At 62.1% G+C, this 22,261-nt stretch carries 22 protein-coding genes; 21 read left to right on the plus strand and 1 reads right to left on the minus strand.

Translation table 11 applies throughout. The features are described from left to right. Positions 1 to 12: 12 nt before the first annotated feature. The 13 genes from FXN65_RS13640 to FXN65_RS13700 all read left to right on the plus strand — a co-directional run bounded on the left by FXN65_RS13640 (position 13) and on the right by FXN65_RS13700 (position 13,447). Positions 13 to 888, plus strand: a complete 876-nt coding sequence (locus FXN65_RS13640; protein ID WP_151133709.1) for a branched-chain amino acid ABC transporter permease — start codon at positions 13 to 15, stop codon at positions 886 to 888. Next, a complete protein-coding gene (locus FXN65_RS13645) occupies positions 881 to 1,831 on the plus strand; it encodes a branched-chain amino acid ABC transporter permease (protein ID WP_212632339.1) in 951 nt (316 codons plus the stop codon). The genes FXN65_RS13640 and FXN65_RS13645 overlap by 8 nt, the downstream gene beginning before the upstream one ends. After that, positions 1,831 to 2,568 (plus strand): ABC transporter ATP-binding protein, encoded by a 738-nt coding sequence (locus FXN65_RS13650; protein WP_151138800.1) that lies wholly within the window; start codon positions 1,831 to 1,833, stop codon positions 2,566 to 2,568. The genes FXN65_RS13645 and FXN65_RS13650 overlap by 1 nt, the downstream gene beginning before the upstream one ends. Continuing rightward, on the plus strand, positions 2,565 to 3,287 hold the full coding sequence (locus tag FXN65_RS13655) for an ABC transporter ATP-binding protein (RefSeq protein ID WP_151133710.1): 723 nt from the start codon (positions 2,565 to 2,567) through the stop codon (positions 3,285 to 3,287). Before FXN65_RS13650 ends, FXN65_RS13655 begins: the two co-directional genes overlap by 4 nt. A gap of 52 nt (positions 3,288 to 3,339) precedes the next feature. Next, on the plus strand, positions 3,340 to 5,280 hold the full coding sequence (locus tag FXN65_RS13660) for an AMP-binding protein (protein ID WP_151133711.1): 1,941 nt from the start codon (positions 3,340 to 3,342) through the stop codon (positions 5,278 to 5,280). A 26-nt stretch (positions 5,281 to 5,306) separates the two neighbouring features. After that, positions 5,307 to 6,098 (plus strand): SDR family oxidoreductase, encoded by a 792-nt coding sequence (locus FXN65_RS13665; protein ID WP_151133712.1) that lies wholly within the window; start codon positions 5,307 to 5,309, stop codon positions 6,096 to 6,098. A gap of 23 nt (positions 6,099 to 6,121) precedes the next feature. After that, a complete protein-coding gene (locus FXN65_RS13670) occupies positions 6,122 to 6,937 on the plus strand; it encodes an enoyl-CoA hydratase/isomerase family protein (protein ID WP_151133713.1) in 816 nt (271 codons plus the stop codon). An 11-nt stretch (positions 6,938 to 6,948) separates the two neighbouring features. Continuing rightward, positions 6,949 to 7,794: an IclR family transcriptional regulator gene (locus tag FXN65_RS13675; protein WP_151133714.1), complete on the plus strand. Its 846-nt coding sequence runs from the start codon at positions 6,949 to 6,951 to the stop codon at positions 7,792 to 7,794. Positions 7,795 to 7,810: 16 nt separating this feature from the next. Then, a complete protein-coding gene (locus FXN65_RS13680) occupies positions 7,811 to 8,599 on the plus strand; it encodes an IclR family transcriptional regulator (RefSeq protein ID WP_151133715.1) in 789 nt (262 codons plus the stop codon). Between the two features lie 35 nt (positions 8,600 to 8,634). Beyond that, the gene (locus FXN65_RS13685; protein ID WP_151133716.1) at positions 8,635 to 9,816 is read left to right on the plus strand and encodes a CaiB/BaiF CoA transferase family protein; all 1,182 of its coding nucleotides are present in this window, start codon (positions 8,635 to 8,637) and stop codon (positions 9,814 to 9,816) included. Positions 9,817 to 9,928: 112 nt separating this feature from the next. After that, positions 9,929 to 11,242 carry an OprD family porin gene (locus FXN65_RS13690; RefSeq protein WP_151133717.1) on the plus strand — a complete coding sequence of 438 codons (1,314 nt, stop codon included), beginning with the start codon at positions 9,929 to 9,931 and terminating at the stop codon, positions 11,240 to 11,242. A 442-nt stretch (positions 11,243 to 11,684) separates the two neighbouring features. Beyond that, a complete protein-coding gene (locus FXN65_RS13695) occupies positions 11,685 to 12,470 on the plus strand; it encodes an SDR family NAD(P)-dependent oxidoreductase (protein ID WP_212632340.1) in 786 nt (261 codons plus the stop codon). Positions 12,471 to 12,544: 74 nt separating this feature from the next. Next, positions 12,545 to 13,447 carry an NAD(P)-dependent oxidoreductase gene (locus FXN65_RS13700; protein ID WP_151133718.1) on the plus strand — a complete coding sequence of 301 codons (903 nt, stop codon included), beginning with the start codon at positions 12,545 to 12,547 and terminating at the stop codon, positions 13,445 to 13,447. 341 nt (positions 13,448 to 13,788) lie between these two features. Here FXN65_RS13700 and FXN65_RS13705 read toward each other — a convergent pair whose 3' ends face one another. Next, the gene (locus FXN65_RS13705) at positions 13,789 to 14,592 is read right to left on the minus strand and encodes a helix-turn-helix domain-containing protein (RefSeq protein ID WP_151133719.1); all 804 of its coding nucleotides are present in this window, start codon (positions 14,590 to 14,592) and stop codon (positions 13,789 to 13,791) included. A 396-nt stretch (positions 14,593 to 14,988) separates the two neighbouring features. Here FXN65_RS13705 and FXN65_RS13710 point away from each other — a divergent pair, with 396 nt between their 5' ends. The 8 genes from FXN65_RS13710 to FXN65_RS13745 are packed head-to-tail and all read left to right on the plus strand — an operon-like array spanning position 14,989 to position 22,260. Further along, positions 14,989 to 15,387, plus strand: coding sequence for a hypothetical protein (locus FXN65_RS13710; protein ID WP_151133720.1), 399 nt, complete (start codon positions 14,989 to 14,991; stop codon positions 15,385 to 15,387). A gap of 29 nt (positions 15,388 to 15,416) precedes the next feature. Next, positions 15,417 to 16,487 (plus strand): acyl-CoA dehydrogenase family protein, encoded by a 1,071-nt coding sequence (locus tag FXN65_RS13715; protein WP_151133721.1) that lies wholly within the window; start codon positions 15,417 to 15,419, stop codon positions 16,485 to 16,487. A 32-nt stretch (positions 16,488 to 16,519) separates the two neighbouring features. Further along, complete coding sequence (locus FXN65_RS13720; RefSeq protein WP_151133722.1) at positions 16,520 to 17,683, plus strand: acyl-CoA dehydrogenase family protein; 1,164 nt, start codon at positions 16,520 to 16,522, stop codon at positions 17,681 to 17,683. Between the two features lie 32 nt (positions 17,684 to 17,715). Further along, the gene (locus FXN65_RS13725) at positions 17,716 to 18,621 is read left to right on the plus strand and encodes an SDR family NAD(P)-dependent oxidoreductase (protein WP_151133723.1); all 906 of its coding nucleotides are present in this window, start codon (positions 17,716 to 17,718) and stop codon (positions 18,619 to 18,621) included. 40 nt (positions 18,622 to 18,661) lie between these two features. Beyond that, positions 18,662 to 19,828, plus strand: a complete 1,167-nt coding sequence (locus tag FXN65_RS13730) for an acyl-CoA dehydrogenase family protein (protein ID WP_151133724.1) — start codon at positions 18,662 to 18,664, stop codon at positions 19,826 to 19,828. 10 nt (positions 19,829 to 19,838) lie between these two features. Next, positions 19,839 to 20,690: an FAS1-like dehydratase domain-containing protein gene (locus FXN65_RS13735; RefSeq protein WP_151133725.1), complete on the plus strand. Its 852-nt coding sequence runs from the start codon at positions 19,839 to 19,841 to the stop codon at positions 20,688 to 20,690. Then, on the plus strand, positions 20,684 to 21,514 hold the full coding sequence (locus FXN65_RS13740) for an HpcH/HpaI aldolase/citrate lyase family protein (RefSeq protein WP_151133726.1): 831 nt from the start codon (positions 20,684 to 20,686) through the stop codon (positions 21,512 to 21,514). Before FXN65_RS13735 ends, FXN65_RS13740 begins: the two co-directional genes overlap by 7 nt. Next, on the plus strand, positions 21,511 to 22,260 hold the full coding sequence (locus FXN65_RS13745; protein WP_151133727.1) for an electron transfer flavoprotein subunit beta/FixA family protein: 750 nt from the start codon (positions 21,511 to 21,513) through the stop codon (positions 22,258 to 22,260). Before FXN65_RS13740 ends, FXN65_RS13745 begins: the two co-directional genes overlap by 4 nt. Position 22,261: the final 1 nt, after the last annotated feature.

Consider the following 22,261-nt stretch of genomic DNA (forward strand, 5'->3'; position numbering starts at 1 on the left):
TGGAGGCGAGTCATGGAAAATTTATTGCAATTATTATTGACGACGGTACAGATCGGTTCTGTATATGTTCTCTTCGCGCTGGGGCTGACCATCATCTTCGGCGTCTTGAAGATCGTGAACTTTGCCCACAGCCAGTTCTTCACACTGTCGGCACTGTTGGTCGCAGTGGTGATCCCCTGGTTGATGGAAGAGGGGTATTCGCTGTTCAACGCTTACCTGTTCGGTCTGGTGATCGGAATTGCGGGTGCCGCGATGCTGGGCGTTCTCACCTATCAGGTGGGGTTCCGCTGGTTTCAACGCGACATGGTGGGCTCCTTCATTCTCTCGGCCGGTCTTGTGCTGTTGTTCGAGGGCATCTATTTGGAAGTCTTTGGTGGTGCCGTGCGTTCGGTGCCGCCGCTGGTGGAGGGCACCATCAGCGTCTTGGGCGCAGGCCTCAGTGCGCAACGCCTACTGATCTGCATCATTGCGGTCATGCTCACCGGCGGCCTGGCGTGGGTGCTGGCAAAAACTCGATTCGGCAACGCGCTGCGCGCGGTCTCCATCGACCACGAGGCGGCCATGCTGCAGGGGATTCCGTATAAGTCCATCGCCTTCCATGGCTTTATCTTCGCCACCCTGATCGGCGCCATTGCCGGTGCGCTGATCGCCCCAGTGTCGTCGGTGTCGCCGACCTTCGGTGACAGCTTCTTGGTCAAGGGTTTCATCGCGGTGGTGATTGGGGGGCTGGGCAGCGTGCCGGGCGCGATCATCGGCAGCCTGCTGATCGCCGCCATCGAGGCTTTTGGCGGGTTCTACTTTGACCCCTCAAGCGCCAGCCTCGCCATCTTCGTACTGGTAATGCTGATGCTGCTTGTTCGTCCGAACGGGGTACTGGGTCGTGGCTAATCAAAAATTCTTCGTCTGCTGTGTAGCCGTACTCGCCATTGCGGTAGCAAGCCACTTCTTCGGTGCCGGCTACGGCGCCAAACTGATGATCTGGATCGCCCTGGCGGCCCTGGTCGCCTCGACGCTGCGCTTCGTCATGTTGATCGGCGAGTTGAACTTCGCCACCGCTGCCTTCTACGGGATAGGTGCCTACACCGCGGGTGTGGCCACTACCATGCTGGAGTGGCCGTTCATCGTCTCCTTCCTTGCCGGCGGTGTGGTGGCGGCCCTGATCAGCACGGTGTTCGGTTTCATCACCCTGCGCACCAAAGGGCCGTACTTCCTGCTCATCGGCTTCGCCTTCGCCGAGGTGATGCGCATCATCTACACCAAGATGGACTGGCTGGGCGGCAACTCGGGCCTCATCGGCATCTTCGTTCCGGAGGCGCTGGATGTTTACCTGACACCCTTCGTGATCCTGGTCAGCGGCAGCCTCATCGGCATCCTCTACCTGATCGAAGTGTCCAACGTCGGCAAGATCTTCACCGCCATCAAGGACAACGAAGGGGTCGCCCGCTCGGTGGGCATCCGTGTGCACCTGAGCAAGGTGGCCTGCTTCGTCATCGCGTCTTTCGCGGTGGGCATCGCCGGATCGCTGCACGCATATACCAACAACGTCATCAGTCCCGGTGACTTCGGATTCCTGCTATCCACCTTTGCGCTGGCCTATCTGAAAGTGGGCGGTGAGGAGCATCCGCTCGGCCCGATCCTGGGCGCCGCACTGCTCATCCTGCTCAATGCACTGGCACTGGATTCCGGACTCAACGAACACATTTTCTACGGCGCCGCCATCGTCGCCGCCATGCTCCTGCTGCCCAAGGGCGTCGCAGGCCTGGTCGGCCGCTGGTTCACGGCAGACCGCTGCGAGCCGGGCGTCAAGGTCGTAGCGCGGAGGGCTCAATGATGACTGCGACGAACTCAATCATCTCCACCCATGAGATCAGTCGCTCCTTTGGTGGCGTGCTGGCAGTGTCGAACCTCAGTTTCGACATCCGTACCGACGAGGTCCTGGGCCTGATCGGTCCCAATGGCGCAGGCAAGAGCACTACCTTCAACCTGATCAGCGGCTTCTACAAACCTTCCGCCGGACTCCTGCAGGTCGATGGTGCCGACGTCACCGGCACGTCGCCGGAGAAGATCAGCCGCATGGGGATCGCCCGTACCTTCCAGCACGGCAGCATCCTGCCGAGCATGAGCGTGCTGGACAACATCCTGGTGGGAACCATCGGTGCACTGCCGTTGTTCTCAAAGAAGGCGCAACGGCAGCGAGCACTGGAAACCGCCGAGCTGCTGGGCCTCAGTGGGCGACTGGAGGATATCGCCGGGACACTGCCCCACGGCATCCAGCGCCTGGTGAGCATCGCCATTGCCTTTGCCACTCGTCCCCGCCTGCTGTGCCTGGACGAACCCCTGACTGGTTTGAACCAAACTGAAGTGGAGTCGACGCTGAACGTGTTCCGTCGCATCCGCAAGGAATTCGGCAGTTCCATCTTGCTGGTGGAGCACAACATGAAGGCCGTGATGCAGATCTGCGATCGGCTCGTGGTGCTGCACCATGGACAGATGCTCGCAACGGGTACGCCAACCGGTATTCGCCAGGATCCGCGCGTCATCGCCGCTTATCTGGGAGGTGTGCAATGAGTTCGGTCGATTACTCGCTGAAGGTCGACAACCTGACGGCCAGTTACGGCAAGGTGCCCGCACTGCGTGGCGTGACCATGGGCGTGGCGCGGGGGCAGGTGGTGACCTTGATCGGCGCAAACGGCGCCGGCAAGTCCACCCTGATGAAATGCGTCAGCGGTTTGTTGAAGAGCGATGGCGGAGCGATTCGCCTGAACGGTGAGCAGGTCGCCAATCAGCAACCTGACGCCCTGCTGAGGCGTGGCCTGAGCCTGGTGCCCGAAGGCCGTCGCCTGTTCGGGGCGATGACGGTGCTGGAGAACCTGATGATCGGCGCCTACTGCCGCAAGGATCGGCAACAGGTCGAGGCTGACCTTCAACAGTGCCTGACCTTCATTCCGGACCTGCGCACGCGCCTCGCGGCCCAGGCCGGCTCCCTGAGTGGCGGCCAGCAGCAGATGGTGGCGGTGGGCAGGGCATTGATGAGTAAGCCAAAGCTGCTGCTGCTGGACGAGCCTACCATTGGCCTCGCGCCGGCCGTGGTGGAGCAGATAGCCCAAGTCATCGGCAAGATTCGCAACACCGGTGTAGATGTGCTGCTGGTCGAGCAGAACGCAGAAACCGCCCTTCGTATCGCGGACTACGCGTACGTGATGGAGGGCGGGGAAATCGTCTCGGAGGGTATCGCTGCCGAACTGGCGCAGAACGAAGACGTGCAACGGGCATACATGGGAATGTGACGAACCTTTGCGGTTCCTAGGCTCCTGAAATCGTTTGGATACGGGAAGTAAGATGAAGAACAGCTCTCTCTCTGTATGGCAGCCCACCGCTGAAGACATTGCCTCGGCCAATGTAACCGAGTTGATGCGCCGGATGGGCACCGACGACTATGACGAGTTCTACGCTCGTTCCATCTACGAGCCCGATCGCTACTGGCGAATGGTGATGCAGTACTGCGATATCGTCTGGGAGAAACCTTTCGAGACGTATCTCGACGAATCGAAGGGGCCTGAGTTCCCGCGCTGGTTCCCCGGCGGACGCATCAACTGGGTGGACTCGATTCTGGCCAAGGCCAAGGACCCCGTGCTCCAGGACATGGACGCGGTCATCGCCGAGCGTGAACCGGGGCAGGTCAGTCGCACCACCTTCGCCGAACTGGCGAAGCAGGTCATGGCGTTCTCCGCCGGCCTGGAAGCCCAGGGCATCAAGCGTGGCGACCGCATCGGCCTGCTCATGTCCAACGGGCTGGAAGCTACCGTTTCGATGCTCGCCATCGCCTACCTGGGGGCCATCGCCGTGCCACTGTTCAGCGGCTTCGGCATGGACGCGATCAAGTCCCGGCTCAGCGCCTGCTCCGCCAAGGCGATGATCGCCAGTGCTGGCTTCCATCGGCGTGGCAAGTGGGTCGACATCCTGGGCCTGATCAGCGCCACCCGCGAGGAGCTGACTTCCCTGGAAACCGTGATCGTCCATTACTCGGACGAGGTGGGCGCCAGTGGCACCGATTACATCGGCTGGGCCTCGGTGCTGGAGGCGGGCAAGGGGCACGAGAAGACCGCTGCGAGCATGGCCGCCAATGAGCCTTTCATGATCGTCTACACCTCCGGCACCACCGGCAAGCCGAAGGGAACCGTCCACGTCCATGGCGGTTTCGCGCTGAAGATCGCTCATGACTCGGCGGTGCACTTCAACGTCAAGCAGGGCGATGTGTTCTGCTGGCCGGCGGACATGGGCTGGATCGCGGGTTCGCTGGTGCTGTGCAGCGCGCTGATGCGCGGGGCGACGCTGGTCTGCTATGACGGTGCTCCCGACTTTCCTGACTGGTCGCGAATGGCCACGCTGGTGGAGCGTCATCGCGTAACCCACTTCGGCTCCGCACCCACCCTGATCCGAGGCCTGGCTGCCCACGAGAAGGTGTCCTGCAATGCGGACTTCTCGTCGCTCAAGCTTCTGATCACTGCAGGGGAGGGGATTGATCCTGAGCATTTCGGCTGGTTCCAGACCCGCTTTGGCGGAGGTCGATGCCCGGTCATCAATTACACCGGCGGAACCGAGGTATCTGGCGCTCTGCTGTCCAGCGTGGTGATCCGTCCCATCAGTCCTTCCGGCTTCAACACGGCCTCGCCGGGCGTCGATGTGAATGTGGTCGACAACGATGGTTGCACGGTGAAGGAAGGCCCTGGTGAGCTAGCCATCCGCCGGCCGTTCGTGGGCATGACCCAGTCCTTCTGGCAGGACGACGAGCGTTACCTGGAGTCCTACTGGCGCACCATCCCCGGTTTGTGGGTCCACGGAGACCTGGCCGTGCGCCAGGATGGCAGCTTCTACATGCTGGGCCGCTCGGATGACACCATCAAGTTGGCAGGAAAACGTGTAGGTCCGGCGGAAATCGAAGAGGTGTTGCTCGAGCTTCCGGAAATCAGCGAAGCGGCGGCAGTGGGTGTGAAGGACGACACCAAGGGGCAGAAACTGGTGGTGTTCCTCGTGACCCCCGAGCTAGCGGATGAGCGCACATCGCTGCTGAAACGCATTGCCGCCCATGTCGAAGCGCGGATGGGCAAGCCCTTTGTCCCGGCGCAAGCCTACTTCGTGGATCAGTTGCCGAAGACCCGCAGCTCCAAGGTCATGCGGCGCGTCATTCGCAATATCTGTAATGACATGCCCCTTGGCGATACGTCGTCGCTGGACAATCCGGCCGCCCTCGAAGGTATCAAGCATGCCGTAAACGGCTAGGCCTCATTTCGAACAGGAAGGCACACATGGACCTCGGTCTGAATAGCAAGAAAGTGTTGATCACGGGCGCATCCCAAGGCATCGGTGAAGGGCTGGCGGTAGCGTTTGCCCGCGAGGGCTGCGACCTGAAACTGGTTGCGCGTGACGAAAGCCGCCTGGTTGCGCTGGCCAATTCCATCCATGAGCGTTTCAAGGTGTCGGTCGACATTCTGTCGATCGACATGGCACGCGCCGGCGCGATCGCAGAGGTCGCCCAGTTCGGCCATGACGTCGACGTTCTGGTGAACAACGCCGGCAGCATTCCGGCAGGCACGCTCTGGGACGTAGACGAAGAACGCTGGCGGCAGGGCTGGGAGCTGAAGGTGTTTGGCTACATCAACCTCACTCGTCTGGTCTATGACGCCATGCGCAAGCGAGGCGGTGGCGTGGTCCTCAATAACATCGGCAGCGGTGGCGAGATGTTCGATTACGACTACATCGCCGGCACCACCGGCAACGCGGCCCTGATGGCCTTTACCCGCGCACTTGGAGGCCGCAGCCTGAACGAGGGAATTCGAGTCCTGGGCGTGAATCCTGGTCCTGTGGATACCGATCGTATTCGCAAGGTGCTCAAGTCCGGTTCCGAAAGCGCTGGCGATCCGGCGCGGGATTACGCAGAAAAGCTCAAGCGGTACCCCCTGGGGCGCGCCGCGACGGTAGAGGAGGTGGCCGATCTGTTCGTTTTCCTCGCCTCCGCCAAGTCCTCCTACACCAGTGGGGCGGTCATTACCCTGGATGGCGGACTCGCATCCAACCGCTCCATCAGCAGCGGCCGCTGAACCATTTCACGAGGAGTAGAGCGATGCGGGACTCAGTCACATACGCAGGTTACCAGCGGCTGGCATTCGACCGGCCGGCACCACACGTCCTGCGCATCACCATCAACCGTCCGGAACGGCTCAATGCTCTGGATGCCATTGGTCATGCCGAAATCACCCGGGTCTGGCGCGATGTGGAGGCGGACGTTTCCGTCAACGCCGTGATCATTTGCGGGGCTGGAAAGTCCTTCTCCGCTGGCGGAGATTTCGAGGTCGTCGAGGGGATGATCGACTCCTTCGAATACCGTTGCCGTATCTGGAAGGAGTCAAAGGACCTCGTCTACAACATCGTCAACTGCAACAAGCCCATCGTGTCTGCTATTCAGGGCGCGGCTGTAGGGGCGGGCCTTGTGGCAGCCTTGCTGGCGGACATTTCGATAGCGGCGAAAAGCGCGAAGCTGGTGGATGGTCATACCCGTCTGGGCGTGGCTGCGGGCGACCACGCGGCGATCATCTGGCCGCTGCTGTGCGGCATGGCCAAGGCCAAATACCACCTGATGCTCTGCGAACCGCTGAATGGCGAGCAGGCCGAGCGGCTCGGCCTGGTTTCGCTGTGCGTGGAAGACGACGAGCTACAGGCGAAGGCCGTCGAGGTGGCAGCCCGCCTGGCGAGCGGCGCGCAATCCGCGATTCGCTGGACGAAGTACTCGCTGAACAACTGGCTACGCCAGGCTGGCCCCATTTTCGACGCTTCCCTTGCCCTAGAAATGCTGGGCTTCGGCGGAGACGAGGTGAAGGAAGGCTTGAGCGCGCACCGGGAGAAGCGTTCGCCCAAGTTTCCGGATAACTCCGAGGTATAGAGGGTCCGTTCATGACCAAGGCTGAAGGTGTGCCTCCGACACTGCACCGGAACGAGAATATCGGACTCGAGCGAGTGCCGGCTGCGCGAACCGGAATGGTAATGCCGGTGGTACGCGCGCTGGAGGTGTTGTCTGCCTTCACCGCCCATGACTCCTGGCTGGGCAACAAGGAAATCGCCGACCGTACTGGACTGCCGCCATCCACCGTCAGCCGATTCCTGCGGACGCTGGTGACTCTCGGATACGTGGGCTATTGGAGTGAGCGGCATCTGTACTGCCTGACAGCCTCGGTGCTTTCGCTGGGCTACGCGGCAACCGCTCACTCCGATGTGCAGCGATTGGTACGCGCTGAACTGGTGAAGTTCGCCTGCGCCAACAACGTCACCGTACTACTCGCCATGCGGGACCGCCTGGACCTCGTGGCTCTGGAAAGCTGCACCGGTACCGGCAGCTTTCGCCGCAGCGGCCTGAACGTCGGCACTCGAATCGGCATTGCCTCTTCACAGATGGGCTACACGCTATTGGCCTCGCTTCCGGTGCTTGAGCGGTCCTACCTGCTGGAGAACATCGCACGTCGCATGCCTGAGGACTGGGCCGGGCCTGAGCCGCACCTCTCGGAAGCCACGCGCCAACTGCGGACGATGGGCTTCTGTTACTCCCTCAGCAAGCTGGAGCGGGACCTGGGCGTCGTTTCTGTCCCTCTGTGCCTGGCGGGGCGTGGTTTATTCGTGCTGGCCTGCATCGGTTCGCTGGTAAACATGAATAAGGCCAGGGTTTCGCGGGAGCTGGGGCCCCAGCTCGCTGCATTGGCGAACCAGTTCAAGCAGACGCTGGAAGATTCCAGCGCGGACGACTGAAGAGGGTACACGAACCATGGCAACAGATATTGACTCGGGCGACGCCCTGCTGACTGTCAGTCGTGGCCTGCAAGTGCTGCGGGCCTTTCGGGGGCACCGGAACCCGCTGTCAAACGCGGAGATTGTAGCGCGCACAGGCTTGCCGAAGTCGACGGTTTCCCGATTGACGACAACCCTGATGGTCGCCGGTTACCTGCGCCACGCCGCTGGCGGGCGGCATTTCGAACTGGGTTCGGGGTCTCTCGGTATCGGTCATGCCTTCCTCGAGTCCAGCCCGCTGGTTCGGCTGGCACTGCCGTTCATGCAGGTCTTGGCGGACGAGCTGAATGTGTCAGTGGCCCTGGCGATCCGGGACCGTTTCGAGATGCTTTATGTTGCGTATTGCTCAGGGAAGAACATCGCCACATTACGCCTCGGGGTGGGCTCAATGCTCCCGATGGAGTCCACCGCCATCGGGAGGGCCTACATGTGGGGCCTTCCGAAGGAAGAGCGAGAGGTCCTGTTCGGGCAGATGCACGAGCACTTTGGAGAAGGTTTCCAGGCAATTCATCAGGGCATCCTTTCGAGCTTTGCGGAACTGGAAGCCTCGGGAACCTGCCTGGTGAAAGGTGGGTATCAGCGCGACACCTATGGGATCGGTGTGCCGATACGCGCCGGTGTGAGGAAAACCGTGATGGGTCTTAACGGCGGGGCTGCGGTCGTGGATGCCGATTTCACGAAGGTCCGGGCGGTCATCGGGGACAGGCTCAAGCGGGCGGCGCCAGAGCTGGAGCGAATTCTTCGGGACCTGGACTGCCCGATCTAGATAACGAGCATTGGAAAAAAGTGGGTGAATGAGTCATGTCGAAGGTTCTTGAAGGGATACGGGTACTTGATTTCGGGCGCTACATTGCGGGGCCATTCTGTGGTGCGCTCCTCGCCGACATGGGGGCCGATGTGATTCGGGTTGACCGTGTCGGTGGTAGTGAGGACCGTTTCGTGATGCCGGTAACCGAACACGGCGATGGTGCGGTTTTCCTCCAGGCCAACCGCAACAAGCGCTCAATCACGTTGGAGTTGGGCAGTGACGAGGGACGCCGAGTCGTCCGGCGACTGGTGGAATCGGCGGATATCGTGATCGCCAACATGCCAGCGCCGACCCTGACCAACCTGGGTCTGGATTACGAATCGTTGAAGGCGATCAAGTCCGACATCATCCTGGTCGCGCCCTCCGCTTTCGGCGACAGCGCGTTGCTGCGCGATAAGATTGGATTCGACGGGGTGGGGCAGGCTATGAGTGGTGGGGTCTACCTGTCCGGATACCCTGACCAACCTATGAAGTCGATGGTGCCGGTAGTGGATTTCGCCACCGCTATCGCCTGCGCCCTGGGTGCGGTCGCCGCGCTATATGAACGGAACAGGAGTGGCGAGGGGCAGAAAGTGGAATCGTCTCTGCTGCAAACAGCGCTGAACTTTTCCAGCGGTTACCTGATCGAGGAGCAGCTCCTAAAGCTCGACCGGCAAGCCAGTGGCAACCGCAGCCAGAGCTATGGCCCCTCCGACATCTTCAAGGCTTCGGATGGTTGGATCATCGTGCAGGTCATCGGCCCCTCGATGTTCAAACGCTGGGCGAAGATCATGGGACGCCCCGAATTGCTGGACGATCCGCGTTTCGCCGATGACGAACTGCGTGGGCAGAATGGCTCACTGCTGTCAGAACTGATGGCCGAGTGGTGCAACAAGCGTTCTCGCAACCAGGCACTGCAAGAGCTCGCCACGGCCAAGATTCCCGCAGGACCGGTGTACTCACCTGCCGAAGTTCACGCCGACCAAGCGATCGCCAACAGCGGTGCATTCGTCTGGTTGCAGCATCCTCAGCACGTCGAGGCACCTTACGTGGCGGCGCCGCTCAATCTTTCGCGAACGCCACTGGAAATAACGCGACATGCGCCTTTGGTCGGTGAACATACCGAAGAAATACTGAGCGAGTTTGGCTTCGATGCTGAAGAAATAAAGGACCTGCGGCACAATAACGTCGTCTAATGCAGTAACTATCAATCAGATTTAAAGCTTAATCACCGATATTGCCCTTGCTGGAGATTAATCCTCAGCGCGGGCTTTCTCGACCCAAAAACAATAAAATGAGGTTGGTGGTATGAGTAAGTTGAAGTTTGCTTTACATGTTCTGGTCCCCGCCTTGGGCTCTGTGGTCGTTGTCAATGCAAAGGCCGATTTCGTCGGTGACAGCAAGTTGAACCTCGGACTCAGGAACTTCTATTTCAATGGAGATTACCGTGAAGGTGCCAATGCACCGTCGAAAACGGAAGAATGGGCCCAGGGGTTCAAGCTGGACTATCAGTCCGGCTTCACAGAGGGAACCCTGGGCTTTGGCGTCGATGCGTTAGGGATGCTGGGTGTCAAGCTCGACACCGGCAAGGGGCGGCATCCCGGCAGCACGATGATTCCTGACGATGGCGATTCCGCTGCGGATGAGTGGAGCCGATTCGGCCTTACCGCGAAGTTGAGGCTGTCCAAGACCGAGGCACGTATAGGCACGTTGCTCCCGAACACACCGGTGCTCTTCTACAACGATGCCCGACTGCTGCCACAGACTTTCCAGGGGGGGATGATCACCTCGAAGGAAATCGACAATCTGACCCTGACCGCCGGCCAACTCGAACAGGTCACCGGGCGCGGCTCGACGGACCGTACTGGCTTTGCGGTTCGTGGTGGCCGCGAAGAGAGCAACAAGTTCTACTTTGCCGGCGCGGACTACAAGATTGGCAGCAACCTGCTGGTCCAGTACTACCAAGCCTCCATGGAGGACTACTACCGTCAGCATTTCGTCGGAGCGGTCCACACACTCGATCTGGGTGATCAGCAATCTCTGAAGACCGACCTGCGGTATTTCAGGACCGACTCCCAGGGCGCCAATGCTTCAGGAGAACCGGGTTTTCAGGTGAGTGGTTTCACCAGTGATGGTGACGGTGAGATCGATAACAATACCTGGAGCGCGACTTTCACCTACTCGGTGCAAGGCCATAGTTTTCTGCTGGGATACCAGAAGGTTTCCGACGGCAGCGCGTTCGTTCAACCTAACCAAGGCAGCCTGAATGGCGGAGTAGGGGGTGGCGGCGTGAACGTCTATCTCTACACCAACCGTCTGATCTCGAACTTCACCAATGCTGGCGAGACGACTCGATACGCACAGTACTCCTATGACTTCGCCGCCATGGGGGTTCCTGGCCTGACTGCTTCTCTCATGTACCTCCACGGCAAGGACATCAAGACCTTCAGTGGAGAAGAGCAACGTGAATGGGAGCGAGACTTCAACCTCAGCTACGTGTTCCAGAGTGGTCCGCTCAAAGGCTTGAGCGCGACTTGGTGGAATGCCTCGGCTCGAGGTGATGTAGTGAGGCCCGAGGATCAGAACCGGCTTATCTTCAATTACACCTTGCCGATCTTCTGAAAATTTTCTGAACGCAATACAAGCTGACTGGAAACTTATAGGGCGAACATTGCGTTTGCTCCAGACAAAGTTTTGCCTACGGTTCAATTGCTCGTTGTTCCACTTTATGAAATGTGAATAGCCGCTCCGTCAGGGGCGGCCATTCGATCGCCAGGCCAATTTCTTCCGGCTAGTTATGTGGGGGGGGTTTCAAATAGTTATGCTTCGTATTTGTTTCACTGCGCGCAACAAGTATCTGGCAAACGTTGACGCTGTTCCTGGTGGCTCATTTAATCGAGCCACATAACAACAATACATTGCGGTAACGACCATGAATGCCAATAAGGAAGCTGCATCGCTGACCTGTGCTTTTTAACACTTCTACCGCAGGTATCTCCGTTCAGGCAAGTGAGGAGGAAGGCTGACGGCAAACCCATATCGATGGTGTCGCTGAGGTCTCGGCATGACCATCATGACGACAGTTGGAGTACAAGAGATGGCTAGGTTGGCTGGAAAAGTGGCATTCGTGACTGGCGCCGCCGGTGGTATCGGCTCGGAAATCTGCCGGCGTTTCGTGGAGGAGGGCGCCAGCGTGCTTGCAGGCGACATCTCCTCGGCCGCGCTGGAGAAAGTGAAGATCCTTTGTGGTGGGAGCGACAGGATTGTCCCGCTCCTGCTCGATGTTACGAAGTCCGAAAGCATCACCGAGGGGCTGCAGGTCGCCGTGCGAGCCTTCGGCAAGGTCGACATCCTGTGCAACGCGGCAGGTGGCTCGACGCCTCTCGATAGCCGCGTGACGGAGGCCCCGGAGGAAGAGTTCTGGCGCGCCATCAGCCTCGATCTGTTCGGTACCTTCCTCTGCTGCAAGCACGGTATCCCCGAGCTGATCAGAGTGGGTGGCGGCTCGGTAATCAACTTTTCCTCGATGGTTGCGTTGATGGCGCTCCCTGATCGGGACTGTTACACCGCTGCTAAAGGTGGGGTTTCGGCTATCACGCGGTCGATGGCCCACGAGTACGCCGAGAACAAGATCCGGGTGAATGCAATCGCGCCGGGGCTCACGCTTTCGGAGCGCGTGCAGGGTCTAGTGGATCAGCGTCCGGAGCTTAAGAAGCTGGCCGACCAGTGCCTCCTGAGTGTCTGCGAGCCGAACGACATGGCCGAGCTGGCGGTATACCTTGCGGCCGACGAGTCGAAGCGCGTCACTGGTCAGGTCATCCCCGTCGACAGCGGTGTGACGATTTATTGATGTTCATATCGGAGGGTGCCGTTCAAGCGGCGCCCTTTGCAAGAGTCCGGGTTGAGTTGGGAGAGGCAGGATCAATGTCGCATCGTTTCAATCTGGGCTGGATCGGCCTGGGGCAGATGGGGGCACCGATGGCAGAGCGCCTGCTCGGCGAAGAGGTGAACCTGCATGTGTTCGATCTTGACCCGGAAGTGATGGGGGCCTTCGTCGATAAGGGCGCCGTGGCACACGCATCACCTCAGGCAGTGGCCGACGCGGCGGAGATCGTCTTTGCCTGTCTGCCAGATCCCTCCGTAAGCGAGCGCGTGGCGTTTGGCCCGGATGGGGTCGCCACGGGGCGGAAGATTCGGCTCTATGTCGAAACCTCCACCATCGGCAATGGCTGCATCCAGGCGATTGGAATCGAGCTGGCAAAGAGCGGCATCGTCACCATCGATGGCCCCATCAGCGGCGGTGCTCCCGCGGCCCGCGAAGGACGGCTGACGATGATGGTCTCGGGCGATCCCGACGCCGTGGCGGAGGTGACGCCCTGGCTGTCGCGCATCGGTCGGCAGGTGACCTGCCTCGGCCCCCGGCTCGGGCAGGCGCAGATCATGAAGCTGGTGAACAACATGGTCATGGCCGCCAACATGGTGGTCGCTTCCGAGGGACTTTCCCTGGGCAGCAAGGCGGGGCTCGACGTTGTGGCGATGATGGAGGTGCTTATGACCAGTACCGGCAGCAGTCGCGCCTTGACCGAGATTCTGGTCCGCGCACTGCACCCGGGCACCGATGATTTTGGCGCGCATCTGTCCATTGTGCAGAAGGATGTTTCCCTGGGGATTTCCGAGGCGACGGCACTGGGTATCAGTCTTCCCGCGTTGGATGCCGTCCGCGGAGTCTGGACGGCGGCAGCTGCCGGCGACCTCGCCAGACAGGACTTAACCTGCATCCTCCGCTATATCGAGCAACAGGCCGGTACGGAAGTGCGTGCGGGGTAGGCCCCGAGCCTGTTGCTGGAGATGATCACCGTGACTCGACTTCCTGGTGACGGTGGTTGGACCGGGCATGGATGGTGTTGTCGGGGCCCGGTTTTTTCGGGGCGTTCGTTGTCTCCGCGAGACAGACGTGATTGTTGCGGAGTAACGGGCGCCCTGCTTTTTTCCGTCAAGGGCACACTGTCCGTGGCGCGCCGGGCTTCCAAGGATGTTCGCACCCTGATCCGGAACCTTGTTTCCGTGACACGTCGAACAGCATCGGAACCGAGGGCAGTCAGCGAGACAACGACAAGTCGAAAGTTCAGCTTCGCTCTATATGGGGTGGTGCTGGCTGCCGCTCGGCATCAGTGGCGCTGGGATTCGGCCAGGTTCCGGGCTATCTCTGCAGCGGCTTCCTGCAGGGGGATGAGCAGGTTCTTGCGCGCGTAGGCAAGACTGACGGCACTCTTCAAAAGCATGACGTTCATGGTCCCGAACAGTTTGCCCTCGTGCATGACCGAAACGCCGATGGCCCAGACGTTGCTGGCGAACACACTGCTGCTGTATTCGTCGCTCATCATCGCAAAACCGTCCTTGCGGACCTGGTCCAGTAGCTTGGCCAGCCGCGCCGGCTCATGGGCGAGTCGGTTCCAGTCTCCTGGCGTGGCGGCCAGTCGTTCGATGATCTGTTCGCGTTCTTCATCCGGACAGAAGGCGAGGTAGGCGAGACCGATGGAGGTGACCAGCATCGGCGAGCGGAAGCCCGGCTGGCGATTGAAGGAAAGGGGGCCACTACCACGTGAGGTCTGCACTACAACCATGGCATCGAAGTCGAAAAGGGCGATGTCCGAAGGCCAGCCGATAGTGTTCCTGAAGCGCGCGAGCGTGGGCTCTGCGATTCCGGCAATCCAACGCGATTTGTCGTAGCCCTGGCTCAGCAGCAGGGTTCGCGCCGTGACCGAGTAAACGGCTCGCTCAGGATCCTTGGTTACGTAACCTTCGTGGTTGAGCGTTTCCAGCATGCGCACGATGGTCGCCTTGTCCAGGCCGGTCTGCTTGTGAATGGCGGCTACGGAGGCCTGTTTCTCCTCGTTCACCACGCGCAGCACTTTCAGGGCACGGGCGACCGCTTCGACGGGCTTGAATGATGGCTTGGAAGTGTTGTTCACATTAGGTCCTGGATCGGGGGCGGGGGCGGGCGCGTCTGGTGTTCGCCGTCACGTTCTCGAGAGGCGGATGGGCTGAAATCCCATGCCGGACGCCGGCACTACTTATCTCGTCGCCACCCGACGCTCGAAAGCTCTGGGCGCGGCAATCTTAGCACTGAATGTCCCGCGTCCCGCCAGAGCGGTCTAGGGACGGTGAGGCTACGCCGTCCGGAACTTCCAACAGTTAGAGCCGGAAAATATTCCTGGGGTTGCTCATTCCGAACTACGGAACAGATGCCAATTCATTGGGCAATGTCACCTGTTTACACGATTCATATATTGAAATGCAATTTCATATATTGAAATATCCTGACCCATAGATCGTCAATCTAGAAGCCCTGATCGAGGAGCAGAGACATGCATCTGGAGGCTGACTGCATTTCTGGCAACCCGGTATTGGCTGAAGGCCGAGGCGCCCCGCGGCTGCGCATGGCATGTCAGACCGTCCTGCTGGCCGCGGTGCTGGGTCAACCAGGCCTGTGGCAGGGCAGTTTGACTGGCACTTGCTGCGGACAGGCCGACAGAGCGCAGTCGTCTCCGGGTGTTCGAGATATCTCGCGCAACTACGTTGAAGGCGACATCTGGTCAGGCGGCTCTCGCGAAGTTCGAAACCTGGTCCGGCGCCCGAGCGAGCGCCGGGAGGACCGCAATGAAATCTGGCGTGGCGACTTGCCCCATGCGCCCGAACCCGGAAGGAGTCTTCCGGTGCCCCACAACCGCCTGATGGCCTTCATCGCTAGTTTGACGCGGCTTTGAAGACGTCGCTGGGCAATCAGGAGACCGAGATGCATCCGTCTGAAGAACGCTTGGAAAACATCCGCATGATCCGCGACAGCGCGGTGGCCTTCGCTCCCGCTGCTGAACTGGGGCGGGTTCGCGAACTGCGCTACCAGACCCCCGGCTTTGACGCCGATGTCTGGCGCGAAATCGCCGAGAACGGCTGGATCGGCCTGTCGCTGCCGGAAGAGCAGGGCGGAGCGGGGCTGGGCATGGGCGAGTACTGCGCACTGCTGGAGGCGCTCGGCGCTGCACTGGTGCCGGAGCCGTTCGTTCCTGCCGTCCTGGCCGCGCGCCTGCTGGGTGGCGATGAACTGGCCGCTCAACTGACTGGCGAGCGTTTGCTGCTGCCGGCCTTGCAGGAAGGCATCGACAGCCTGGATGCCGCGGCGGGCAATACCCGTTTCAGCGGCGGGCGAGTAAGCGGCCCCAAGATCAACATTCCCATGGCTGCGGGTGCAGACGGATTCCTCGTTAGCACACCGGAAGGGCTGGCCCTGGTGGAGGCCGACGCTGCCGGCGTGGAACTGGCGCTGCAACAGACCCAGGACGGCGGTCACTTCGGCACCCTGACCCTGACTGACGCCCCGGCCCGCCTGCTGCCGCTAGACGCCGAGGCCCTGGCCGACGCGCTGGATGAGGCGGCCCTGGGCACCGCCGCCTACCTGCTGGGTGGCGCCGAACAGGCCTTCGCCATGACCGTCGACTACCTGCGTACGCGCAAACAGTTTGGCCAGGTGATCGGCACCTTCCAGGCGCTGCAGCACCGCGCGGTGGACCTGAAGCTGCAACTGGCCCTGTGGCGCGCCAGCCTGGACGCCGCTGCCATCGCCTGCGACTCCGGCGCCCCCGTAGCCCAGCGCCGCGCCGCCGTATCCCGCGCCAAGGCCCGGTCCGCCGATGCGGCGCTGTTGGTGACCCGTCAGGCGGTCCAGCTGCACGGCGCCATCGGCTACACCGACGAGTGCGATGTCGGTCTGTTCCTGCGCAAGGCCATGACCCTGGCCAACCTCTACGGCTCGTCCGCCCTGCATCGGCGCCGCTATGACGCGCACATGCCCAGCCTCGCCGACGCCTGACGCCACGGCCCATCCGATAGAGGAATTCGAGAATGACCCAGACTTTCCAACTACCCGATTTCAACGCACTGGCTGACGACGAGTTCCGTCACCTGGTACGTGACTTCCTGCAGGCGAACTTCCCCGACGAGCTCCGTGACCTGCCCAAGCGCCTGCACTGGAACGAGGTGAAGGGTTGGTACATGACCCTGTCCGCCCATGGTTGGCTGGCACCCGGTTGGCCGCGCGAGTTCGGCGGCATGGGGCTGTCGGCGGCCAAGCAGCTGATCTACACCGAGGAGTTCGAGAACTACGGCGTAGCACGCACGCCGGACCACGGCATCATGCTGCTGGGGCCGCTGCTGATCCGCTACGGCTCTCCCGAACAGCAACAGCACTTCCTGCCGCGCATCCTGTCCGGCGAGCACATCTGGTGCCAGGGCTACAGCGAGCCGAATGCCGGTTCCGACCTGGCCAGCCTGCGCACCGAGGCCGTTCTGGACGGTGAGGAGTGGGTGGTCAATGGCCAGAAGATCTGGACCACCCTGGCCACCGACGCCGACTGGATCTTCCTGCTGGTGCGCACCGACAAGTCGGCGAAGAAGCAGGAGGGCATCAGCTTCCTGCTGGTGCCGACGAACAGCCCCGGCGTGACCGTGCGCCCGATCCTCAACCTCGACCTGCACGATGAGCTGTGCGAGGTGTTCTTCGACGACGTGCGGGTGCCCAAAGCCAACCTGGTGGGCGAGATGAACGCGGGCTGGACCATGGCCAAGGCGCTGCTCGGTTTCGAGCGCATCTTCCTCGGCTCGCCGAAGCAGTCGGCCAATGCCCTGACGCGCCTGGAAGTGCTCGGCGAACACCTGGGGCTGAGCCAGGACCCGGGCTTCCGCGATCGCCTGACCCGCCTGCGCCTCGACCTGGACGACCACAAGCTGCTGTTCGAGACCTTCGCCGAGCGCCTGCGCCGTGGTGAGAGCCTGGGGGCCGATGTCTCGCTGCTGAAGGTGCACCAGACCGAACTGTTCCAGCGCATCACCGACTACATGCTGGAAATCTCCGGTGAGTACGCCGCGCTGCTCGATCCCATCGAGGGCAACGGCAACCTGAATCCGACCGGCCTGTTCCTGCAGGCGCGCCCCGCGACCATCTACGGCGGCAGCTCGGAAATCCAACGCAACATCCTCGCCAAGATGGTGCTCGGCCTGCCCGGTTGAGCCCTGCGCATCCATTCCAAGAGGGAAACGACATGCTCGATAACAAAGTAGTGGTAGTCACCGGAGCCGGCGGCGGCATCGGCCGCGCCATGGCCCTGGAACTGGCGCGTGCCGGTGCGGCGGTGGTCATCAACGACGTCGGCGTCTCCCTGGGCGGGGAGGGCGGTTCGGCCACGCCGGCCGAGGAGACCCGTCGGCTGATCGAAGAGGCGGGCGGTCGCGCGGTGATCAACACAGACAGCGTCGCCGACTGGAACGGTGCGCAGAACATCATCGCCTGCGCCCTGGACAACTTCGGCCACATCGATGGCGTGGTGAACAACGCCGGGATCATCCGCGATGTGATCTTCCACAAGATGAGCCCGGAGGACTGGCAGTCGGTCATCCAGGTCCATCTCAACGGCAGCTTCTTCGTCAGCCGCGCGGCGGCCGAGCACTTCCGCAAGCAGCAGAGCGGTGCCTTCGTGCACATGGTCAGCACCTCGGCGCTGATCGGCAATGTCGGCCAAGCCAACTATTCGGCGGCCAAGCTGGGCATCGTCGCCCTGTCCAAGTCCATCGCCCTGGACATGCAGCGCTTCAACGTGCGCTCCAACTGCATCGCCCCCTTCGCCTGGAGCCGCATGACCAGCGCCATCCCGGACAGCACGCCGGAAGAGAAGGCCCGTGTCGAGCGCCTGAAGCAGATGACCCCGGAGAAGAATGCACCGCTGGCGGTGTACCTGCTCTCCGACCAGGCCAAGGAGGTCAACGGCCAGGTCTTCACCGTGCGCCGCAACGAAATCTTCCTGATGAGCCAGAGCCGTCCGCTGCGTTCCGTGCAGCAGGGCGAAGGCTGGACCGCGCAGAGTATTGCGGAGCACGGCATGCCGGCGTTGTCCGGTTCGTTCCAGGGGCTGCAGGTCAGCGCCGACGTGTTCTGTTGGGATCCGGTCTGACTGGCCAACCAGCGACCCTAGTGAAAACGAGGTTGAGTCGATGAAAGTTCAAAGCCCGAAAGAAAGCTACCCCGAGATCCGCGAAGAAGTCCGCAAGCTGTGCGCGCGCTTCCCCGGCGAGTACTGGCGCAAGCTGGACGAGGTGCGGGGCTATCCCACCGAGTTCGTCCAAGCCCTGACGGAGTCGGGCTTCCTCTCCGTGTTGATCCCCGAGGAGTTCGGCGGCTCCGGACTCGGCCTTTCCGCCGCCGCGGCGATCCTGGAGACCATCCAGGAAACCGGCTGCAACGGCGCCGCTTGCCACGCCCAGCTCTACACCATGGGCACCATCCTGCGGCACGGGTCCGAGGAGCAGAAAGCCCAGTACCTGACCGGCGTGGCCAGCGGCGAACTGCGCCTGCAGGCCTTCGGCGTCACCGAACCCACCAGCGGCACCGACACCACCTCGCTGCGCACCTTCGCTCGTCGTGAAGGCGACAAATTCGTGGTCAACGGGCAGAAAGTCTGGACCAGCCGTGCCGAGCACTCCGACCTGATGCTGCTGCTGGCGCGGACCACACCGCGCGACCAGGTGGCGAAGAAGACCGACGGCCTGTCGACCTTTATCGTCGATATGCGCGAAGTCCTGGGCAAAGGCCTGACCATCCGCCCGATCCGGACGATGATGAACCACAACAGCTGCGAGGTATTCTTCGACAACATGGAGGTTCCCGCCGCCAACATGGTGGGCGAGGAGGGCAAGGGTTTCCGCTACATCCTTTCGGGGATGAATGCCGAACGCCTGCTGATCGCTTCCGAGTGCATCGGCGACGCCAAGTGGTTCATCCGCAAGGCCGTGGAATACGCCAACGATCGCCAGGTGTTCGGCCGCCCCATCGGCCAGAACCAGGGTGTCCAGTTCCCCATCGCCAAGGCCTACACGCAGCTGCGTGCCGCCGAACTGATGGTGCGCGAAGGCCTGGCCAAGTACGAGGCGGGCGAAGACTGCGGCGCTGAAGCGAACATGGCCAAGATGCTCGCCGCCGATGCGTCCTGGGAAGCCGCGAACGCCTGCCTGCAGACCCACGGTGGCTTCGGCTTCGCCGAGGAGTACGACGTCGAGCGTAAGTTCCGCGAGACCCGCCTGTATCAGGTGGCGCCCATCTCCACCAACCTGATCCTCAGCTACGTTGCCGAGCACGTACTGGGCATGCCGCGCTCCTACTGAGGACATCGCCATGACCGAATCCGATCTGGGGCCGCAGCAGGCCTGGCTGGGGTGTCGCGAGGAATGCGAGGCGGTTATCACCGCCGAGATGCTCCAAGCGTACCGCGCCACCCTCGGGCCCCATCTCTGGGACAACGACGGTTTCGCGCCGCCCGGGCTGCATTGGTGTCTTGCACCGACACCGGCGCTGGCCACCATGGCCGAGCTGGGCGAGGACGGCCACCCGCGCCGGGGCGGTTTCCTGCCCCCGGTGCTGCTGCCGCGGCGCATGTGGGCGGGCGGTGAAGTGGAGACCCTGGCGCCACTGCCGATCGGCGAACCCATCAGGCGTGTGTCGACCATCACCGACATCCGCTTCAAGGAAGGCCGTACCGGCAACCTGTGCTTCGTTGCGGTTCAGCATGAGCTGTTCGCACGTGGCACCCTGGCGATTCGCGAGCGCCAGGACATCGTCTACCGAGGCGCTGCCACCGGAGGCGCGTCGGAACCAGCGGGCGGCGGCGAACCGCGTGAGGGCGAGCGGCAAAGCTGGGTGGAAACCCCGCCGACCTTGTTGTTCCGTTACTCGGCGCTGACCTTCAACGCCCATCGCATCCACTACGACTTGCCGTACGCCACCTGCGAAGAAGGCTATGAGGGATTGGTGGTGCAGGGCCCGCTGCAGGCCAGCCTGTTGTTCAACCTGGCGGCCAGCCATGCCGGCCGGGTGCCCCTGCGTTTCGCCTATCGAGGCCAGGCGCCGCTGATCGCCGGGCGTCCGTTCCGCGCGGCGGTTTCCTGGCATCAGAAGGGCGACAGCCTGCAGGCCTGGACCCAGGACGGCGATGGCCGGATCAACATGGAGGCGAGCGCAACATGCTGAGCCCGCGCTTTCGTCCTCCGGTGTCACCGTTGTTCGTTCCGGGCGACCGTCCCGAGCGTTTCGCCAAGGCCGCCGCCAGTGGCGCCGACGCGGTCATCCTCGATCTCGAGGATGCCGTGGCGCCCGCTGCACGGGAGATGGCCCGTGAGGCGGTTGCCAACCACGGCGTCGACTCGGTGACCGTCATCGTGCGCATCAACGCGGCGAGCAGAGAAGAGTTCCAGGCCGACCTTGCCGCACTGCGTGACGCCCGTTTCGACGCGCTGATGCTGGCCAAGGCTGAGACCGCCGCCGACATCCGCCTCGTGCATTACCTGCTGGGGCGGCAGGTACCGATCATCGCTCTGGTGGAAACCGCCCGGGCGTTCAGCGACTTGGCCGGCCTGCTGCAGGAACCCGGCGTGGTACAGGCGGCCTTCGGCTCGCTGGACCTGGCCTTGGACCTGGGCTGCGAGCCGAGTTGGGACGCGTTGGCCTACTGCCGAGGCGCGCTGGTGTTGCAGTCGCGTCTCGCCGGGCTGCCGGCGCCGCTGGATGGCGTGACCACCAGTCTCGATGACCCCGCATTGGTGAGGGCCGATGCCGAAGCCGCTTGTGGCCTGGGTTTCGCCGGAAAGCTGGCGATTCACCCCAAGCAGGTCGCCGCGATTCGCGAAGCCTTTCTGCCCGACGCGAAGGCCGTGTCCTGGGCACGCACCGTCCTGGAGGCCGCCAGCAGCGGCGCCGCGGTTCAAGTTGATGGGGCCATGGTCGATCGACCGCTGATCGAGCGTGCCCGTCGCATCCTTTCCCGTTCCAGCGTTACTGGAGTATCCAAAGCATGAAAATCCTCGTTGCCGTGAAGCGCGTGGTCGACTTCAACGTCAAGGTCCGCGTCAAGGGGGACAACTCCGGCGTCGACCTCGCCAACGTGAAAATGGCCCTGAATCCCTTCTGCGAAATTGCCGTGGAAGAGGCCGTGCGCCTGAAAGAGCAAGGCATCGCGACCGAGGTCGTGGTGGTCTCGGCGGGCCCGGCTACCGCCCAGGAGCAGCTGCGGACCGCGCTGGCCCTGGGGGCTGATCGTGCGACCCTGGTGGAGTCGACTGAAGAGTTCAGCCCGTTGACCGTGGCCAAGCTGCTGAAGGCCCTGATCGAGCAGGAGCAACCGCAGTTGGTGCTCCTCGGCAAGCAGGCCATCGACAGCGACAACAACCAGACCGGCCAAATGCTGGGCGCCCTCACGGGCTTCGCCCAGGGCACCTTCGCCTCCAAGGTCGAACTGGCGGGCGACAAGGTCAAGGTCACCCGCGAAATCGACGGCGGTCTGCAGACCGTTGCACTGAACCTGCCGGCGATCGTCACCACCGACCTGCGCCTGAACGAGCCGCGCTACGCGTCGCTGCCGAACATCATGAAGGCCAAGAAGAAGCCGTTGGACGTGGTGACCCCGGACGCCCTGGGTGTTTCCACCGCTTCCACCGTCAAGACCCTGAAAGTCGAAGCGCCGGCTGCTCGTCAGGCCGGTATCAAGGTCAAGTCCGTGGCCGAGCTGGTCGAGAAACTGAAGAACGAAGCGAAGGTGATCTGAG

Origin of the sequence: Pseudomonas lalkuanensis, from assembly GCF_008807375.1 — a bacterium.
Taxonomy (GTDB): domain Bacteria; phylum Pseudomonadota; class Gammaproteobacteria; order Pseudomonadales; family Pseudomonadaceae; genus Metapseudomonas; species Metapseudomonas lalkuanensis.

Bases quoted from the DNA above. Each gene is read 5' to 3' on its own strand.
- FXN65_RS13640 (WP_151133709.1), top strand. From the start codon at position 13: ATGGAAAATTTATTGCAATTATTATTGACGACGGTACAGATCGGTTCT.
- FXN65_RS13650 (WP_151138800.1), top strand. From the start codon at position 1,831: ATGACTGCGACGAACTCAATCATCTCCACCCATGAGATCAGTCGCTCC.
- FXN65_RS13655 (WP_151133710.1), top strand. From the start codon at position 2,565: ATGAGTTCGGTCGATTACTCGCTGAAGGTCGACAACCTGACGGCCAGT.
- FXN65_RS13660 (WP_151133711.1), top strand. From the start codon at position 3,340: ATGAAGAACAGCTCTCTCTCTGTATGGCAGCCCACCGCTGAAGACATT.
- FXN65_RS13665 (WP_151133712.1), top strand. From the start codon at position 5,307: ATGGACCTCGGTCTGAATAGCAAGAAAGTGTTGATCACGGGCGCATCC.
- FXN65_RS13670 (WP_151133713.1), top strand. From the start codon at position 6,122: ATGCGGGACTCAGTCACATACGCAGGTTACCAGCGGCTGGCATTCGAC.
- FXN65_RS13675 (WP_151133714.1), top strand. From the start codon at position 6,949: ATGACCAAGGCTGAAGGTGTGCCTCCGACACTGCACCGGAACGAGAAT.
- FXN65_RS13680 (WP_151133715.1), top strand. From the start codon at position 7,811: ATGGCAACAGATATTGACTCGGGCGACGCCCTGCTGACTGTCAGTCGT.
- FXN65_RS13685 (WP_151133716.1), top strand. From the start codon at position 8,635: ATGTCGAAGGTTCTTGAAGGGATACGGGTACTTGATTTCGGGCGCTAC.
- FXN65_RS13690 (WP_151133717.1), top strand. From the start codon at position 9,929: ATGAGTAAGTTGAAGTTTGCTTTACATGTTCTGGTCCCCGCCTTGGGC.
- FXN65_RS13695 (WP_212632340.1), top strand. From the start codon at position 11,685: ATGACCATCATGACGACAGTTGGAGTACAAGAGATGGCTAGGTTGGCT.
- FXN65_RS13700 (WP_151133718.1), top strand. From the start codon at position 12,545: ATGTCGCATCGTTTCAATCTGGGCTGGATCGGCCTGGGGCAGATGGGG.
- FXN65_RS13710 (WP_151133720.1), top strand. From the start codon at position 14,989: ATGCATCTGGAGGCTGACTGCATTTCTGGCAACCCGGTATTGGCTGAA.
- FXN65_RS13715 (WP_151133721.1), top strand. From the start codon at position 15,417: ATGCATCCGTCTGAAGAACGCTTGGAAAACATCCGCATGATCCGCGAC.
- FXN65_RS13720 (WP_151133722.1), top strand. From the start codon at position 16,520: ATGACCCAGACTTTCCAACTACCCGATTTCAACGCACTGGCTGACGAC.
- FXN65_RS13725 (WP_151133723.1), top strand. From the start codon at position 17,716: ATGCTCGATAACAAAGTAGTGGTAGTCACCGGAGCCGGCGGCGGCATC.
- FXN65_RS13730 (WP_151133724.1), top strand. From the start codon at position 18,662: ATGAAAGTTCAAAGCCCGAAAGAAAGCTACCCCGAGATCCGCGAAGAA.
- FXN65_RS13735 (WP_151133725.1), top strand. From the start codon at position 19,839: ATGACCGAATCCGATCTGGGGCCGCAGCAGGCCTGGCTGGGGTGTCGC.
- FXN65_RS13740 (WP_151133726.1), top strand. From the start codon at position 20,684: ATGCTGAGCCCGCGCTTTCGTCCTCCGGTGTCACCGTTGTTCGTTCCG.
- FXN65_RS13745 (WP_151133727.1), top strand. From the start codon at position 21,511: ATGAAAATCCTCGTTGCCGTGAAGCGCGTGGTCGACTTCAACGTCAAG.